Annotated in this window: 13 protein-coding genes and 1 pseudogene; 7 read left to right on the top strand and 7 right to left on the bottom strand. The window is 45.2% G+C overall.

Annotation, left to right across the window (positions count from 1 at the left end; all coding sequences use genetic code 11):
- Positions 1 to 132 precede the first annotated feature (132 nt).
- Complete coding sequence (locus tag JOY44_RS20435) at positions 133 to 2,400, bottom strand: hypothetical protein (protein ID WP_171575380.1); 2,268 nt, start codon at positions 2,398 to 2,400, stop codon at positions 133 to 135.
- Positions 2,401 to 2,544: 144 nt separating this feature from the next.
- Between JOY44_RS20435 and JOY44_RS20430 the strand changes: the two genes are divergently transcribed.
- From JOY44_RS20430 to JOY44_RS20420, 3 genes are all read left to right on the top strand, one after another.
- Positions 2,545 to 3,096 (top strand): hypothetical protein, encoded by a 552-nt coding sequence (locus JOY44_RS20430; RefSeq protein ID WP_171575379.1) that lies wholly within the window; start codon positions 2,545 to 2,547, stop codon positions 3,094 to 3,096.
- A 46-nt stretch (positions 3,097 to 3,142) separates the two neighbouring features.
- Positions 3,143 to 3,514 carry a calcium-binding protein gene (locus tag JOY44_RS20425; protein ID WP_171575378.1) on the top strand — a complete coding sequence of 124 codons (372 nt, stop codon included), beginning with the start codon at positions 3,143 to 3,145 and terminating at the stop codon, positions 3,512 to 3,514.
- A gap of 166 nt (positions 3,515 to 3,680) precedes the next feature.
- Entirely contained in the window at positions 3,681 to 7,826 is a 4,146-nt protein-coding gene (locus tag JOY44_RS20420; protein WP_171575377.1) for a hypothetical protein, read from the top strand.
- On the opposite strand, the gene JOY44_RS20415 is transcribed toward JOY44_RS20420, so the two are convergent.
- Positions 7,804 to 8,781, bottom strand: coding sequence for an AAA family ATPase (locus JOY44_RS20415; protein ID WP_197985608.1), 978 nt, complete (start codon positions 8,779 to 8,781; stop codon positions 7,804 to 7,806). The genes JOY44_RS20420 and JOY44_RS20415 overlap by 23 nt on opposite strands.
- Before the next feature lie 329 nt (positions 8,782 to 9,110).
- On the opposite strand from JOY44_RS20415, the gene JOY44_RS20410 reads away from it, so the two are divergent.
- The gene (locus JOY44_RS20410; RefSeq protein WP_207211199.1) at positions 9,111 to 9,359 is read left to right on the top strand and encodes a hypothetical protein; all 249 of its coding nucleotides are present in this window, start codon (positions 9,111 to 9,113) and stop codon (positions 9,357 to 9,359) included.
- Between the two features lie 195 nt (positions 9,360 to 9,554).
- Positions 9,555 to 9,734 carry a hypothetical protein gene (locus tag JOY44_RS20405; RefSeq protein WP_171575376.1) on the top strand — a complete coding sequence of 60 codons (180 nt, stop codon included), beginning with the start codon at positions 9,555 to 9,557 and terminating at the stop codon, positions 9,732 to 9,734.
- A gap of 13 nt (positions 9,735 to 9,747) precedes the next feature.
- On the opposite strand, the gene JOY44_RS20400 is transcribed toward JOY44_RS20405, so the two are convergent.
- The 3 genes from JOY44_RS20400 to JOY44_RS20390 form a co-directional block, all read right to left on the bottom strand.
- Positions 9,748 to 10,263 carry a TniQ family protein gene (locus tag JOY44_RS20400; RefSeq protein WP_171575375.1) on the bottom strand — a complete coding sequence of 172 codons (516 nt, stop codon included), beginning with the start codon at positions 10,261 to 10,263 and terminating at the stop codon, positions 9,748 to 9,750.
- A 65-nt stretch (positions 10,264 to 10,328) separates the two neighbouring features.
- Positions 10,329 to 11,294 (bottom strand): AAA family ATPase, encoded by a 966-nt coding sequence (locus JOY44_RS20395; RefSeq protein ID WP_171575374.1) that lies wholly within the window; start codon positions 11,292 to 11,294, stop codon positions 10,329 to 10,331.
- Positions 11,295 to 11,299: 5 nt separating this feature from the next.
- Entirely contained in the window at positions 11,300 to 13,264 is a 1,965-nt protein-coding gene (locus tag JOY44_RS20390; RefSeq protein WP_197985607.1) for an integrase catalytic domain-containing protein, read from the bottom strand.
- A gap of 332 nt (positions 13,265 to 13,596) precedes the next feature.
- Between JOY44_RS20390 and JOY44_RS20385 the strand changes: the two genes are divergently transcribed.
- Positions 13,597 to 14,091 carry an Arm DNA-binding domain-containing protein gene (locus tag JOY44_RS20385; protein ID WP_171575373.1) on the top strand — a complete coding sequence of 165 codons (495 nt, stop codon included), beginning with the start codon at positions 13,597 to 13,599 and terminating at the stop codon, positions 14,089 to 14,091.
- Between the two features lie 135 nt (positions 14,092 to 14,226).
- On the opposite strand, the pseudogene JOY44_RS20380 reads toward JOY44_RS20385, so the two are convergent.
- Both JOY44_RS20380 and JOY44_RS20375 read right to left on the bottom strand, forming a co-directional pair.
- A pseudogene (locus JOY44_RS20380) lies at positions 14,227 to 14,769 on the bottom strand (DUF928 domain-containing protein); the annotation flags it as partial.
- Positions 14,770 to 14,896: 127 nt separating this feature from the next.
- A complete protein-coding gene (locus JOY44_RS20375; RefSeq protein WP_171575372.1) occupies positions 14,897 to 15,622 on the bottom strand; it encodes a hypothetical protein in 726 nt (241 codons plus the stop codon).
- 248 nt (positions 15,623 to 15,870) lie between these two features.
- On the opposite strand from JOY44_RS20375, the gene JOY44_RS20370 reads away from it, so the two are divergent.
- Positions 15,871 to 16,692 (top strand): MOSC domain-containing protein, encoded by an 822-nt coding sequence (locus JOY44_RS20370; RefSeq protein WP_171575371.1) that lies wholly within the window; start codon positions 15,871 to 15,873, stop codon positions 16,690 to 16,692.
- Positions 16,693 to 16,790 lie beyond the last annotated feature (98 nt).

Here is a 16,790-nt window from a genome sequence, read left to right as displayed (position 1 = left end):
AACAATCCTTAAAAAGGCTATTCTGTGATACCTCGCTCCGGTGAATCTTTAATTAAGCTATTTGAGCCTCTAAATTGCATTATTTTATCTCTGAAGCCTTTGCTGATTTGGGATAGAAACTGAATTAACTTATCAGACTAATTTGGCACCTTGATAAAAAGGTTTCCAAGCTTCAGCCAACTTTACTGCATCTGGTTCCTCGGTCCCCACAAGAACTTCAATGATGTCAGTAGTAATATACTCGTCGTACATATAAGAATCTTTGCTCAAGTCACGACGTAATTGATCCTCTAAATCACGATATGAACTTGGATCAATCGTTAAAATAGCTAATCTTATTAATGTACCCTCTACCGTACTATTAGATTGATCGAGAGCACGTCGCAGGTCATTTTGATTTAGAGGGTATTTCAGCCGTGCAAGTGCCAGTGCAGAGGCTCCACGTTCTACAGGCTCACTCCCCTCAAGAGCTACTAACAACTCTGGATGTGATTCTTGATCTCTCCGTCGGCCAATAGCGCGAAAAATAAAATGATGGTCCCGGTTATAACGATGATTCCGATTATGGTGTTCACTTGTAAGAAGTTCTCTGACAACTTCGTGGAATAAAGAGAGATCTGTTATTTCTTCCATAGAAAATACAAGTCCATATCTCTCAATAGAACTTTCTGGAGTAGAGAGCAAATATTCTAACGCCGCAGATGTTCCAATACGGCCTAGTGCTGATGAAGCTTCACGAATAAAAGACCTTTCCGACTCAGTCAGATCAACGATTAGACAATTTTCTATACGTTTAATTAGAGGTTTGACAGCTCGCATAACTTTATGCCAACCAAGTAAAAACGCAGCAGTTGATGCAATTTTACTTGGCTCGGAAGCCAACCAGCCAATAAATGCATCTCCATGTTTTGCATTACATGGATCCTTCAAGATATCCGTTAGACTAGAATAGTTTGCATATTTTTTCCGAGATTGAGATTGTTGTATCAACTCCTGAAGCAGATGCTCAGAGGCATATGAGATATCTAATTCATTTGTACTTCGCGAGAATAAACGTGCTAAGGCGTTAACTACATACCAACCAAATTCATCGTTCTCTTCTTCTTGGTTAATTGGAGAGTCGAGGATTTTTCTAAGCTGAAGCCCCCAACCAATCCCTCCACATCGACCAAGAGCATCTATTGATATTTGTTTAATATCCCTATATATTCCTGGACCTAGATTTCTAACCAGTTCATCCACACAGTAAGGTTCATGAACTCGATCAAAGCAAGTTGCTGCTTTCACTCCTAAACTCCAATTTGTATGTGCCTGATTCACTCTGTCTAGCAGAAGTTCCCCAGACTGTTCAGGGTAGTCACGGAATAGAGTTCTTACTGCTTCCATTGAAACAGGACTTATGCCAGTGTCGAAATCCAGGATACGCGGCATGAGATCTGGTCGATCTCTAAGAAATTGAACAGCGTTAGCTGCAATTAATGGATCCCCAGAACGAATCTCTGAGATCATTTCTTCTATATCGAATTGTTTTGAGGTGGTTTCGACACTAGCTGTTGGTTCAACTTTGTCACTGAATCTCTTTGGGTTCATTCCCCACCCCTTAGGGCGAAATACCGACCGGGACTTGCCCTGTGGGTCCATACCATTGATTTTCAATTTAGCCAACATTTCAAAAGCAAATGCACTGACATTATGAGACGCTCTTTCCTGCCGTTCTTTCTCATTACCGTGGATAGGATCAGCCGCATTCTTATCCTGAATTAGGTCAGATATACCCCGAATCACGATCGCCTTAATATTGGGGTAGGCAAAAGCTGCGCTTAGAAAACCGAAACCTTCCATCTCAACAGCGATCGCATCGTTATAGCTTCCCCTGATGAAGTTGAGAACATCTGATTCCTTTGAGGCAACTACCTTCTCCCCAGCAGCAATCGGCGCGACAAACACACGAGGCTGTGAAGTGGAACTGTTGAATAGGCGCTGCAACCACTCTTCGTTTCTCGCCTCTGCTTTAGCCCGCTGCACTAATGCATAAGCTGATTGTCCTAATGCAGGACGTGTGAAGAACTGCTCTCCAACCTTGCCAGATTCGTAGCCGTAAACTTCTGTTGCTGCTACGACATCACCGATCGCCACATCTTTAATGCCTCCAGCGATGCCCACAAAGAAAAGAATGTCGGGCTTGAAGTAGGCGATCGCCCGTTCTGCTTCGACGGCTGCCCCCGCGTTACCTGCTCCGACCTCGGCAATCCCAACCTCCCATTCCTGCCCATTTGCGATAAATTTCCCGCGCTCGTAAATAGTCCCCTGAGGATGCATTTCCTCACGGATTTCTGTCAGATGCGTACGGACAGCCAAGTATTCAACGGGCAGAGCAGTCAAAATTACTGCGCGAGGCATGGCTAATCCCTTCGAGGAACCTGAGTATTCATTATTTTGGCTGTTTAATCTCGATTTGCCTAGAGTATGGAGAATTTCTTTGGCTGACTGAGAAATGGTTTTTCATCAGCCACAATAGATGCAGGGTTCGAGCAGGAGTCAGCCATGAGCGATAAAAACCAAATTCTTGAAATCTTTTTTAAGGAATATGACAAGCTGAAGTCAGAGCAGGCTCAACGGATTGGCTTCCGGGACAATCTGCTGTACGTGACGTTGGGCTTGTTTGCCACGATCATCTCGTTTGCGGTTTCTAATGCAAGTAACTACTATGCCTTGCTGGTGGTTCCCTGGGTCTGCCTAATTCTGGGTTGGACCTACGTAGTCAACGATGAGAAGATTTCGGCGATCGGCAGGTATATCCGTTACAAGCTGGTTGACAAGGTGAAGGAGCATACGGGCTACGAGGATCTGGAAACCCTGTTTGGATGGGAGATCACCCACCGGGACGACAAACACCGCAAGCGCCGCAAGATTCAGCAGTTGGTTGTGGATGAAATCACGTTTGTGGCTTCGGGGTTGATTGCTTTGGCGGCGTTCTGGTTTCTAGTGCCCAAGCCGCCTTTAGGGGTGACGCTTCTGTCCTGGGTGGAGCTTTTGCTTTTAATTGTGTTGGGGGTTGAGACGTTCATTTATGCTGACCTGGCAAAGGGACGCTAACCTTAGCCTAGGTGTACGATTCAGCAATAAACAGTAAGGTTCTGTGATGGCGAAAGGCGAAGGGGACGAGGAGCGGGAAGAACGCATCACAATGGAAGTTGTGGTGGATGCCTATGGTCCGGAAGAGCAGGCGATGGGCTGGTACTACTACTTGCAAGACACGATGCAGTTTCCCTTCACCGCAACCTGCATCAGTAAGCGGCGCAGGTCTCCCTTAAAGGAAAGCGCGACCGTGGTAGTAGTGGGCATGGCACCGGAGAATGAGTGCGATCGCGAAATGTTTGTGGAGATTGACTGGGAGGGCGATACGCTGGCAGTACCGTTGATTCATCTACAGGCACCAGCGGCAGATGCAGACACGCAACAAGCCATTGCCGACTGGCATTACTGGGTGAATCAGGGCTATGAGCTTGGGTAGGATTCAGTGACCGATTGCCCTATATACCTTGATTGCCGCTCATTTTCTACTGGTTCTGCGGGCACCGACCTACATTAAAAGTGTTGCACTATCCAGTCTTTGGGGATAAATAGTATTAAAACTAATGTAGAAGAGTACAAGACAATAATCTGCGGCGAAAAATTCTATGCCTTGTGCTGTTATTCTTACTGCAATTTCTATCGAGTACAAAGCTGTTCGAGATTATCTTCACGATCTTCAAGAAGTAGAGGATCCGCAGGGAACCATCTATGAGAAAGGCCAGTTTGTAGCGGATGACCAGAACTGGGAAGTTGGAATTGCTGAGATAGGGGCAGGAAACGCAGGAGCAGCGTTAGAAGCAGAACGGGCAATCACCTACTTCAAACCTGACGTCCTTTTCTTTGTCGGCATTGCTGGAGGAATTAAAGATGTTGCGATCGGCGATGTGGTAGTAGCAACAAAAGTATATGGCTATGAGTCAGGAAAGTTAGGAGACCAGTTCTTTACCCGTCCTGCCTTAGGACAATCAGCTTATGCACTGGTGCAGAGAGCAAAGCGAGAGGCGGGGAAAACAGATTGGTTGCTACGGCTTCCCAGCAGTCCCGTTTCACCGCCACATGTCTTTGTGGCTCCGATTGCTGCTGGAGAAAAGGTCATCGTCTCCAGACAATCAGACGTTTTCCAGCTTCTGAGAGAGAGCTATAACGATGCAATCGCTGTTGAGATGGAAGGATTTGGCTTCCTGAGTGCGGTCTTTGCCTATCCAGATATTAAGGCAATTGTGATTCGTGGAATTTCTGACTTGATTGAAGGCAAAAATGACAACTCCTTAGAACCCGAAAATATTCGCCAAGAGAAAGCCGCTCACCATGCCAGTGCTTTTGCCTTTGAGATACTTGCTAAGTTCACCTTTAACTTAGCAAGTGAAATAGCAAAACACGGTGATACGGCATTTCTTAAAAAAGAATTTGAATCTGAACTGAAATCTCTTTCAGGAAGTGGTCACAGTATTTCTGATGAGAAGCAGAGAACTTCATCAATTAAAACCTCTAATAAACAATCACAGCTTTCCTCAGCCGAGGACGATACATCATCAAACTCGAAATTTTTACTGGCAAAAGTCTGGCTTTACCTTATCAAATCGGAGAAGTCTATAGCACTCAAAGTAGATCACAGAAACATAGTTACTTCTCGGAGATCTAACGATCTAGGACTAATTATTAGGCGTACGGCTTCAGGGATATCTGCTGTTTTGTTTATTGCTGGAAGTATTGGTCTACCTGCTTTTCTTCTGCATTATCAAAATGCACAGGAAGCAACTCGCTTACAACAAGAGGGAAACAATAGCTTAGAACAATTTCAGACCAAGGAAATAGATGCATTATTAACTGCAATGAAAGCGGGCCAAGATTTACTTTTTAGCGCAGGTGATAAGAAATTACGTAAACAATATCTTGCAGCAACTCCTCTGTCTGCTTTGCAAAAAATTTTAAGTAATATTCGTGAAAAGAACCAGCTAATAGGACACACAGGTACTATTTGGAGTGTCGATGTCAGTCCTGATGGAAAACAAATGATTACAGGAGGGGAGGGTGGATCTGTTTTGGTGTGGGATGAGTTTGGGAAAAACATTAAGTCTTTAGAAGGCCATTCAGATACAGTTGTATCTGTGATCTTTAGTCCAAATGGGCAGCAAATAGCAACCGCTGGGGATAGTGGAGTTGTATTCTTATGGAACGCTTCCGGTAAAAGAACCAACCAGTTCAAGGGAAATCGAGGCGCTGTGAGAGGCCTCAGTTTTAGCCCTGATGGGCGGCAAATAGCAACTGTAGGAGATGATGGCATAACCCGAACTTGGGATACTTTTGGTATAGAGAATGCCCAATTTCCAAGAAGTACGGGGATTTCCAGAAGTGTTGCTTTTAGTCCAGATGGTAAACAGATAGCAACTGCTGGCGATGATGGTATTCTAAGAATTTTGGACATCGCTAAAAAACAAGTTTCTCGGCAGTTTAATGTAAGCTCAGATTATGTTAGAAGTGTCGCCTTCAGCCCTGATGGGAAACGAATAGCAACTGCAGGGGATGATGGAATCGCTAAAATTTGGGATACATCAGGAAACCTACTAATTACCTTTCCAAAGCAGCAAGGTAGCATCTGGTCAATTAAATTTTCTGAAAATGGACAACTCATTGCTACCGGTGGGGATGATGGTATCGTCCGAATATGGAATTCTGAAACAGGAAAACTGATTGAGCAATTAAAAAAACAAGGAGGAGTTAAAAGCTTAAATTTTAGCTCTAAAAATCAATACCTTGTTACTGCTGGCGAGGATAAAATTGCTCATATTTGGGATCTTTCAAGCAAACAAATACTTCAATTTCAACCTAGCCAGACCGCTATTTGGAAGAACTTTTTCAGCCCAGATGGCTTTAGTATTGCCACTATCAGCCTTGACGGTCAAGCCAAAATCTTTAACTGGAAAAACGAGAATTTAGCGAACTTGGATACTAAGCAAAGTTCTCCTGCATATGGTGATTTTTTGCCAAACGGAAGTTTTATAACTATTGGTCTGGATGGACTAATTCAACAATGGGATTTATCTGGTAAGAAAATCAAGGAATATCGGCATAATGATGGTGGTTTAAAGAGGGCAGTAATCAGCCCAGACGGTACTTTGATTGCTGCTTCGAAGTTGGATAATGCAGTGTATTTATGGGATATCGAAGGCAGAGAAGTTTTTAGATTCAAAGATCAGCTTGAAGGTCCTATCAGATTTAGCCAAAATAGCAAAAAAATTGCTACGGTTGGCAAGAACAATATCATCTACATTTGGGATACTTTAGGTAATCAGTTAACCCAGTTAAGGGAACAAGAAGGCGGTACTTCTGACCTGAGTTTCAGTCCTGATGGTCGATTAATTGTAACAGTAGATTTTGGCGGAACTGTTCGTATTTGGGAATCTTCTGGAAGACTGATTTCTAAATTAGAAGGTGATACAAGTTCAATTCGAAAAGTCATTTTTAGTCGAGATGGAAAAATATTAGCCACTTCAGGAACAGATGGTTTTGTGCGCCTTTGGAATTTATCAGGAAATCAGATAACAGAAATGATAGGGCATCAAGGTAACGTATTATCGATAGAATTTTCGCCTGATAGAAAATCTATCATCTCAACAGGAGAAGATAAAACCGTTCGCCTTTGGAGTTTATCAGGAAAACAGTTGGCTCAATGGAATGATCACCAGAAGCAGGTTTGGGGGTCGGCTTTTAGTCCAGATGGTAAATACATAGCAACTGCTAGTACAGATGGTATTCTGTATTTTCGTACTTCAAGTGGGAGGATTATTAGTCAGATCAATATTTTTCAAGGACACAGAGATATAGTTGAAATTCTTCGGTTTAGCCCTGATGGAAGCAGGATTATAACAGGGGGACCTGGTGAAGTTGTTCGATTGTGGGACAAATATGGTCAAATGACTAACCAGTTTATTACTAATCATTTTTTGCTTAGTCAAATACGCTTTAGTCCTGATAATAAGCACATAGCGACGGCTGGATACGATGGAGCAGCTCGTCTTTGGGATTTGACAGGAAAACAGCTAGCTCAAATGAATGGTCACACACAAATAATTTACGATTTAGTGTTTAATCCAGATGGCAAGTCTATAGCAACGGTTGGAAGTGATGGAGCAGTTCGTCTTTGGGATTTGACAGGAAAACAGCTAGCTCAAATGAATGGTCGTGAAGAACCAGTGTGGGGAGTAGATTTTAGCCGAGATGGCCAATTTATACTCACTTCTGGAGCAGATCAAACTATTCGTATATGGGAGAAATCTGGTAGAGAAAAAGCTAAAATTAAAGTGGAGGAAAATCAGGTCAGAATGCTTGGATTTATTGGAAATGAGAGTCAATATATAGTCATTGTTGGTAAAGAAGGTATGGCTGAAATCTGGGACTTAATGGGAAATCAAATTGTCCAGATGAAAGACCATAAAGGTACGGTTACTTCTTTCGCGTCTAGCCCCAGCGAAGAAATTTTAGCTACTGCTGGAGAAGATGGTATTATTCGACTTTGGCTTTTACCATCAGGTCAAAAAATTACTGAATTTAGTGCGGATCAAGGAACAATAAATTACTTAAGCTTTGCTAATGAAGAGGTTCTAGCTTCTGGTGGTGGAGATGGTACTGTCAGGCTTTGGCGAGTTGGTGGGCTTGGAAATCTTTTAAACTGGGGTTGTGATTGGCTTAAAGACTACCTAATTGCTCATCCTGATGCTAATAAACAACTTAGAGTATGCCATCAGAAATAAGATGATCTGAATCATTCCAAACTTCCTGGCTGCTTTGCGCCATTTGCGGACGACGGTGCTGAAGTGCCAGAGGCGCAACCGTCTTGAGATGGCTACGAGTGACCTGGGATGCTCCTTCCAGTGCAGCACACGCCTTCGCTGCCATCGCCAGCACATAATCTCCCCGGTTCCCTTCCGCCTGAAATTCGCCAGACAGCTTGATACACAGACCAAAGATCTTTGGGGAGACTTCAACTGAGTTGAATTGCTCCTTCGCCTGCTGTAATTTCTCTAATCTCTCTTGGTCTTGCTGCCTTGCCTGATCGAGCCAGTCAGATGCTCCAGCCTGCCCCAGAGCAGCAATCGCCTGGTCGAACGCCAGTACGTTCTGAAGAATTTCCAGCCGCTTCTCCACATCCGTTTCAGCAGCCACACTGACCATTAACCCAAAGCGATCGAGCAACTGAGGGCGCAGCCCTCCTTCCTCTGGGTTCATCGTTCCAACCAGAGTGAAAGCAACTTTCTCAGGTTGCTGATTCTGCCCATCCCGCTGAACCACCAGTACACCTGTGGAAGTCACGTCCAGGATGATGTTAACGATATGGTCATCCAGCAGGTTGACCTCATCGACATAGAGCAGGCGATCGTTGGCTTCCACTAGCAAACCAGTCTGCCACGTTGATTCGCTCCGCATCAAAGCATCAATCTTCCAGCCACCCACTACCCGGTCTTCTGTGGCATTAATGGGGAGTGTTACTGGCAACTGACCATAAACCATCTGGGCAAACGCCCGTACTGCTGTAGATTTGCCCGTCCCTCGCTGCCCACTGATCAGCACACCACCCAGTCGCTGCGGTGCCACATAAGCGATTTCTAACGCCAGCTTGATCTGCGCCTGACCTACAATTCGGCTGTAGGGCAGAATCGGAATCATGGAGGCTCTGTCCTGAATATTAATTGAAGGCTGGGTTTCCACGTCTTTATCGTCGCCTGTGCTCAGGTTGTTTGATCACTGCCTCGCTTAACTCTGTAGTCTAGCCTGCTGAAAGGCAGAATGCATTCAGAGAATAACTGCTTATCACGTTTTACCTCTGATAAATGAGTAAAGTACAGCCGTTTTTATGATCTCCAGCTTTCCAACCTTTACAAAAACTTCTTGAAAAGTGCCCTCCTTAATTCATCCACAACCAGTTTAGTTGGGAAACTCTAATCTATGATTGCTCATAGAATCTTTTCCTATCGGTCATACAAATGTTGCGGCTGTCTTTCAGAGATTCAGCCGCAAAGCCTGCCAGTACAGAATTAATGCCATCAATCAAACGACAAACTCAGGAAGATTATGACATTGCCGAGCCTCGTGCCTCAGCCATGATCGAATCTCTTCGCGCTTTTGGCTATAACATTCAGACCGCGATCGCTGATCTGATCGACAACAGCATTTCTGCTGAGGCAAAAAACGTCTGGTTGACCTTCTTCTGGAAAAGCGCAACCCATACTGCGACAACGATTTCGGTAACGCTCAGCCAGGATCTAAAGATCTTGAAGCGTCGATGACGTGTTCAATCTCAATTCGTTCAGCCGCCAGTTCATGATTTTTGGCTTGTCTGCTCGACTGAGTGTCTCCCTTTTGGTTTCTTAATCGGCAAACGGCTGTTGGGATGCAACCATTGGATGCCTTGATGGCCCGTATCCTGCATACTTTCATCTCAGGATGAAAGCGACCCCTAACGCTTGAAATAGCATGAAATCATGCTGACTGGCTTTGCCGAGAACCAGGCAGATAACCGCTCCAGTGCGCTGGTTGATGAAGACTTGACATTTGAGGATGTACCGTTTTTTCTTGCCCGAATAGAACACCCGTTGATGCTGCTAAAGACGCTCAATCGGCGTTTCGGTGACATCAATCGCCACGACTTTTGGACGACCTAAAACCTTCTACCTTTCAGTAGCCTTTTTGCTTTTTTGCCATTGTTTTGTATGGCATTCCGCATTTCTTGCACTCTAAAACTATCAATTGGCTGGGAATAGGAAAAGGTTCTCCACATTTGTGATCGGGGCATTTTGAGAGAAGGCGAAGCTGATGGCGATCGCACCCCTCCGTTGATTGGTACTGCCAACTCATTCGATGGTAGGGCGTTTCAGCATAGCAAGCAGCGCATATTCGGATTGGTTTAGGTTTAATTGGCTCATTTACAGATGAAAACATCAGAAGTAGTCTTTCCAAGCCCAGTCCCATTAGTTCATCTATTTTCTGCAACTCTTGAGGGCTTGGAGGAGGGTTGAAGTAAAAGTTTTCCCATCTCCACAAGGTTTTGCCTAACCTCAATCTTTTCCCCAAACTGTAGGAGTCAGCACTAACAACTTCTTGCCGATACCAACGTCCCAGATAATGGCTGATACTTTCGTCATCGTAGGGTGCTAGGTATAAGAGTGACCGATGAATTTCTTCGCTTTTCATCTGTTATGGCACTCAAAAAATATCTTCGTTAAACCTACTTGACCCAAAAAACTACAAGACCTTAATTATTTCTCTTGAAGCTTTGAAATCGGATGATAGCTAGTACCTATAGCTTCATTAATGTTCTTGAAGTTGACCTGTGCTTTGGGATGATCTATCTTCCAGGCAGCAATTTCTCGGAGATTCTCATAAAGGGCGCGAAGCTGTCCCTGTGCAGTCTCGCTCAGAGTTGCGACAATATCTTTGTTTACATACAAATTCAGCGGATTTGACCAGCCCAATCTTGTCTCCCAATTAGAAACAACCGTTGGCAAGTCTTCCTTGCTAATAATGTTATACGGGTGCCATTTCAAGAAAGTGTTGTGGATATTAATGTATTTGTTTTTCTTAACCGCTTTGGGATCAATAATCTCGTTGAGGTGCGGAGATCCTGCTAGAACAACCGAAATTCTAAGTTTCTCGGAAATTCGCATCAGCTCGTTAAAAGCGGAGAATGACAGCATATCTGCATTGTTAACAATTAGAATTTTGACTTTGTAGGCTTTCAAGGTTCCCCAAGCACGAGAGCGCAGTTGTCGCAGATGCCCACAGTCCAGCGGATTGACGAGAAATTCTAGAATTAGGAGCAACAAGTCTGTTGGACTGCCGTGTTGCTCAATTTCGACATACACAACTGGTGCTGGCATTACCAATAGACCACTGCGCCGTTTAGTATGATTCTGAGTGTAAAAGATCAGAGATTTCGCTAATCCCAGGCGATCCATCGTTGTGACACGAGCACAAATGCCGAGTTCACGCCAATTGTTCAACTTAGTAAACAAGTCCTCATCTCGTTGTAATCCAACAAAAGGTTCAATCTGCCCAATCCGTTCAACTTCTGCTTGTTGTTCAGGCGATCGCTCCTTTTGCCGACCCAGCTTTGGCACTGAGACATTAGAGGCAGGGGACGGCTTGTGCACTTCCCCCGGTTGCACTTGCGAAGGAGTAGGCTCCTCTTCAGGTGGTTGAACTGCCAGATTGGATTGACTCATACAATTTACCAACCATCCTCAACAAATTCGTTCCAGTCAGGGACGACATAAAGCGCAGGTTTTACCTGAATTTCAGATTGCTCATTGATAGACTCTACAATTGCTGTGTCCGTAAGACCAGCGTTTGTAGCAGTTTTAGATGGTTTCTTACTTTTTCGGGAAGCGTTTGGAACAGGCAGTTCCACAACATTAGAATGATTGGATGCGCGAGTGATACGAGCCTGCTCATCACCCCTAACTTCTTTCGCTTTTCTTTTACGTTTCCGATGCGCCGAAACTTGCTCATTTGAGAATTGGGTCAAATCTAATTGTTCCCTATGAATAGAAGACTGATCAACTGCTTTTCCCTCCTTACGGCGCTTTTCTTTGCGATCCTGCCATTCTTTGAGAGACAAGCGTTCTTCATCGCGATATAAATCCCTTTCTTCGGAGTGCTTAGCTCTAATAGTGCCTAAATACTTTGACGGCTGACCATTCTTCTCCTTGGTATAGATAAGAATATAGACAATATTGCTTGGATTGTATCTGATACTGACTTTTCCATCGTGATCCTTTAAAAAATCTGCGTCTTCATCGTATCGCCAGAGTCCCGCATCATCTTTCCTCCAACCAGCACCATATATGAGGCATTCAAATGCTATACAGCCATACTTTTGGATGCTTCGGTCTGTCTCCTTCATTAAGCAAACATCAAGGTCGCGTTCATTAGAAGGCATTATTGGCTTTCCACCAACTAAACCCGCCCACCAACGCTGTTGACAAGTTTGGTTTTTAACTTTTGGATAGAGATGGGTATTACGGTGATCGACGATATGGCGGACAAGCTTTCTATCGTAATCCTCATAACAAATGCAGGCATAGTTCTCAGTATTTTCTGGACGTTCCGCTAAGCTTCCACCTTTATAACCAGGTAGTTTAGAGGAATATTCATTCTTGATACCCAAGAATGGCCTTTCTATTGCTGCGCCTTGTTCCGTGTATAGGCGACGACGTAATTTGATGCCCAAATCTATCCCGACTCGGCGTAGATGGGCAGACAGAAAATCTTTTCCTTTATCGGTGACAATGTATTCCGGCAGCCCACAAGCTTCCCACTTTTCTCTAAGTTCGTACTCAGGACCATAATGCTTCTGCAAAATCGCATGACGGAGCGCCAAAGCGACTTCATGGGAACCTGGACCCACAAAACTGAGGTGGCATCCCATTAAGCAACTGGAGTAGGTATCAATGATTGCAGTAAGCCAAATAGTCCCGGCTGTTTCCCCGTTTGCATCAACCAGCAAATTATCTAGCAGAGTGTGATCAATCTGCCAAACCTGATTACTGCGTTCAACAACAATCTCTTCTTCATTTTTTTGAGCATCTAAGACCCTCATAACAATTCCTGGTCCTTGTCCTGGATTCCGTCCCTTCTTGTTTGGCTGAACCAACGGGTTTAGAACTGTATAAACAAACCCACGAGATGGGTACTCACCTTCTTCCTTGAGTCCTAACTCTAGCGTTGCGTGCCCTTTAACCTGAATAAAAACTTGGTTCCGACTCATGGAACGTCCGCACTTATTTCCTGTCTCGTATTTGTCTTCGATAAATTTTTTCCACTCTTCGAGTGTCTTTCCCCTCCATAGCTTTGAACCTTTAGTCATGCCTGCATCAGCACGAGTCAGCCTCGCTAAGGCAGCAACTCCCTCGTTTCCAACTTTTTCACATAAACGGGTGACCGTTCTTTCGTGAACTCCCAGTCTGTCTGCCCATAGCTTGATTTTTTCCTTTTTCAGCGTATCAGGGGCTTGGGATATTTCTGCAACTGCACGATAGCGAAGCAGTATTTTCTCCTTCTGCTCAGCGTCTTCAATGAGTTCCTCAAGAATCAGGCGCTCTTTAGCAGGTGGTTGAACCTCCTCTAACCCATAAGATTCAACCATTGGCAAGGACTCTTCAATTGTTAAGGGTAAGCTCTCCGATTTATTCATAAGAAGATCTGATAGCCTGACTGAGCCATCAGGGAATAGGCATTTATCGATGAATAGAATTTTGCCTTAATTCAGGGAAAAGGCAAGTAAAGATAAAAACTCAGCAAGAGCAAAAAATAAGCCTTAAAATGGCTGAAAGCATCTCATAGAGCGCTTTTAACCTACTAAAATTGACGTGACACTAAGTTTGTACAAATGACACTTTTCTGTGAACTGTACAGATGGTTATGGACGAGTCATTCTCACTAAGCTCTGTCAAATTTGGTCAAAATCAGTCAAATGTAGTCTCTGAATGTGATTCAGTTGTGATCTCAAATCTTAATGTGATCACAATGCGTAAAATCAAGGCACAGAAGGGAACTGTGAGAATTCAAAGTCTTAGAGGGCGGTTGAGGCTGATCTGGACCTTTGCAGGCAAACGGTATTTTTTTGCGTTGGAGTTGGGAGATGGTAAGGCGAATCGCGCAGTTGCTGAGTTGAAGGCGAAGCAGATTGAGCGGGATATTGTGAATGATTTGTTTGACCCGACGTTGGAGAAGTACCGGGCTGCATATCAACGGCGGGTGAATGGATTGTCTGCAACGGAGATGTTTGAGAAATACATTGCGTATAAAGCAAAGACTTTAAGGACGCGATCGCTGGAGAAGTATACGTTTACCCTCAGTCACCTACGGCAGTTCTTCAGAGATGGGGCGGCGAGTGAGGGGAAGTGTGAGGAGTTTAAGAACTGGCTGGCTAATCGAATGGAGCCAATCACGTTGAAGCAGCGGATCAGTTTCTGCCTGAAGCCCAGAAGAAAGCAGAAGTGCAGATTGAGCGACTGCTGAGATATGTGAGTGAGTCGATGCGGGATGGGATCTATGCCTTGGCTTGAGAGGATCAGGCTTCTAAAAAATCAGCGATCGCCCTTCTTCAACTTGGCTGATTCAGTAGTGCAGCATCCCCTAAACGGAGCCTGTGAGTTAGGCTCCGTTTAGGGGATGCTGCAACAAACTTGCCCAGGCTGCTGCCATTTGGCGTTCCTGGGGATTGGCACGGTAAAGGGGTGCTAGACCATTCAACGCCTCATACCAGATGCCATTCATTACGTATAACTTGACCTGTTCCAAGGGAGCAGAGGTGGACAAACGGCGCTGGAGATCCGGCCGGGCAGCCATGCGTTGAATTAAGCTATTCACAAACACCGCTTGAGACGGTTTGGCAGGATCACAATAGATAGAAAGTGTCCAGGTGTAAGATTTGCCGACTTCTAAAGGTTGGGCGGTGGTTGGGAGTGAAAGTTGCATCAACCCTGCCTGAGTTTTGGCAGCAGCAATTCGGGTGTTGTAGACGTAGCGATTGATCGCATCTTGCACCACAAACTCAATTGGCGTGTTACCTGTCAACGGTGCTGGAAGATAAAACCAGAAGGTCGGGCGATCGCTCACCGTCTGTCCCCAAACCCTACCATTGGTTGCCGGAACCAGAGCCGTTAGTGCTTCAAACTGACGGCAATTGCCCCGACTGGCTCCACCCCGCCGCCGTCAGCTGGGTGCGCCCTGACTAGGTGGTTTGGGGGCGTTGAACAGCAATTGTTCGGTTGGAACGGTGCTCGTTGCTGGAGGGAATTGTGCCCAAACAACAGCGGGTAGCCTACTGTTTTAGAGTCTTTGGGTCACACTCTGGTGCAGTAAGCGACAGTTGGCGTAGACGTTGCTGATTATAAAGTTGGGCGATCGCCTCCCAGATTGCCGCATCGGGTCGAGATAACCGTCGCGTTGTGGGAGTATCACCAGAGACACAAAGAGTTTTAAAGCACTGCCACGCTAGGCAATATTGGGCAATCGTTTCCACTGATAATCCTGCCTGCTGTAGAGATTCTGTTAATCGCTTTTGAATCAGCTTTCGCAGCAAGCCCCAATCAGTACGGCTGTCTGCCTCTTTTTGTTGCCGCAACGTGTCTCGAATCGTGTTACTAAAGATGAGGCTAGCGTAGGTTTGCAGGCTTGCACCATACTTTGGGCAATATCCCTTGAGGACGATCGGTAGACTGGCGATCGCAATTTGAAAAAAGTCCGGCAGAGAATATTGCACCCCAGTCTGGCGACTCGTTAGCTTATGATCGACCCAATAGCACGTTTCCTGCAAATAAGCGGTCAAATGTCCAGCCGCCATCGTAGATTGATTCATCCAGGCTCGATGCCAGTACAATGCCCAGTCAGAGTTGGAAAGGTTTCGCAAATCAGCCGTTACTGCCGACTCCAAACGATTTAACATGTTGCGGTGCAAGCGGCGATCACTCGTCCATTCATTAAAGCGATCGCCTGAAAATTCCACAAAAGTAGAAAAAATTTCTGTAATACCTTGTCGAGAATGCACAAGCAAACGAGTCAATTAAGGTGCAAAGATTATTATCGCTTCTCAAGTTCTTCTGAAAGTCAACGTCTCTGGCAGAACTTTCAAAAGATACTTTCAGAAAGGGAATTGACCATGGCTAAGGCTTGTTGATAGCTGGAGATCGCCCTAGTTGCAGTGATCCGAAAAACTATCAACAAAGTACATTCTGATACTCCTACATTGCTTCAGCCTTGCTAGCTTTGGCTAATTGTTCAACCAAGGTGTGATAGATGACAAGATCGGTCGTGGGTTCAATTGCAACACTCTGGCGTTATCCAGTGAAATCGATGCTGGGAGAGGAATTAGAGTTTACAGACGTAACGAAGCAGGGGCTATTGGGCGACCGCGCGTATGCACTGCTGGATGTACAAAGTGGCCGGATTGCCAGTGCTAAGAACCCTAAAAAGTGGGCAAAGTTATTGGAATTTCAGGCAGCATTCACAGAAGCTCCCCTGAAAGAAACGCTTCCCCCAGTAAAAGTAGAGCTTCCAAATGGTGGTTCTCTTACAAGCGAGGAGATCGACACCAGCAGCATTCTTTCTGGTTTGCTGGGTCGCGACGTGCAGTTGCTGTCCTCGGCACCACAGACAGCGAGCCTCGATCAATATTGGCCCAATGTTGAAGGGACAGCGCATCAGGAGACAACCACAGAACTCGTTTTACCTTCCGGTACGTTTTTTGATTCGTGCTCTGTTCATGCCATTACGACTGCAACATTGGCACGGCTGCAAGAGCTTTACCCGGAAGGACAATTTGACCTGCGTCGCTTTCGACCGAATCTTTTGATCAAGCCCGTATCTGATGAAGCCTCATTTATAGAAGATGCTTGGGTCGGTGGTGTGCTAGCGATCGGCGATGAGGTTCGCCTCAGCATCGACACCGCCTGTCCTCGCTGCGTGGTGACAACTCTGGCACAATCTGGTTTATCAACCGATCTGGGCATCTTGCGAACAACGGCTCAACACAACAACGTGATTGCAGGGATCCGTGCCTCGGTTTTGCAGAGCGGCACCATCCGCCGAAATGACTTGGTTTGGCTAGAGTCGCAGTAAGCAAGCTTATCTACTAACAGACTCGACTATAAGTAGTTCTGGTTGCACTGCGGCAACTTATAGAATTGCTCACTATGAGATAATCGTGATGAGCGGCA

Source organism: Leptolyngbya sp. Cla-17, from assembly GCF_016807185.1.
Lineage (GTDB): Bacteria > Cyanobacteriota > Cyanobacteriia > Leptolyngbyales > Leptolyngbyaceae > ULC077BIN1.
The sequence above is the reverse complement of the archived record's forward strand: the minus strand, read 5'-3'. Positions and strand labels throughout refer to the sequence as shown.

What these genes read in the sequence shown, in the direction of transcription:
- JOY44_RS20435 (WP_171575380.1), bottom strand. Translation starts at nt 2,400, where the DNA reads ATGCCTCGCGCAGTAATTTTGACTGCTCTGCCCGTTGAATACTTGGCT.
- JOY44_RS20430 (WP_171575379.1), top strand. Translation starts at nt 2,545, where the DNA reads ATGAGCGATAAAAACCAAATTCTTGAAATCTTTTTTAAGGAATATGAC.
- JOY44_RS20425 (WP_171575378.1), top strand. Translation starts at nt 3,143, where the DNA reads ATGGCGAAAGGCGAAGGGGACGAGGAGCGGGAAGAACGCATCACAATG.
- JOY44_RS20420 (WP_171575377.1), top strand. Translation starts at nt 3,681, where the DNA reads ATGCCTTGTGCTGTTATTCTTACTGCAATTTCTATCGAGTACAAAGCT.
- JOY44_RS20410 (WP_207211199.1), top strand. Translation starts at nt 9,111, where the DNA reads ATGCCATCAATCAAACGACAAACTCAGGAAGATTATGACATTGCCGAG.
- JOY44_RS20405 (WP_171575376.1), top strand. Translation starts at nt 9,555, where the DNA reads ATGCTGACTGGCTTTGCCGAGAACCAGGCAGATAACCGCTCCAGTGCG.
- JOY44_RS20400 (WP_171575375.1), bottom strand. Translation starts at nt 10,263, where the DNA reads ATGAAAAGCGAAGAAATTCATCGGTCACTCTTATACCTAGCACCCTAC.
- JOY44_RS20395 (WP_171575374.1), bottom strand. Translation starts at nt 11,294, where the DNA reads ATGAGTCAATCCAATCTGGCAGTTCAACCACCTGAAGAGGAGCCTACT.
- JOY44_RS20390 (WP_197985607.1), bottom strand. Translation starts at nt 13,264, where the DNA reads ATGAATAAATCGGAGAGCTTACCCTTAACAATTGAAGAGTCCTTGCCA.
- JOY44_RS20385 (WP_171575373.1), top strand. Translation starts at nt 13,597, where the DNA reads ATGCGTAAAATCAAGGCACAGAAGGGAACTGTGAGAATTCAAAGTCTT.
- JOY44_RS20370 (WP_171575371.1), top strand. Translation starts at nt 15,871, where the DNA reads ATGACAAGATCGGTCGTGGGTTCAATTGCAACACTCTGGCGTTATCCA.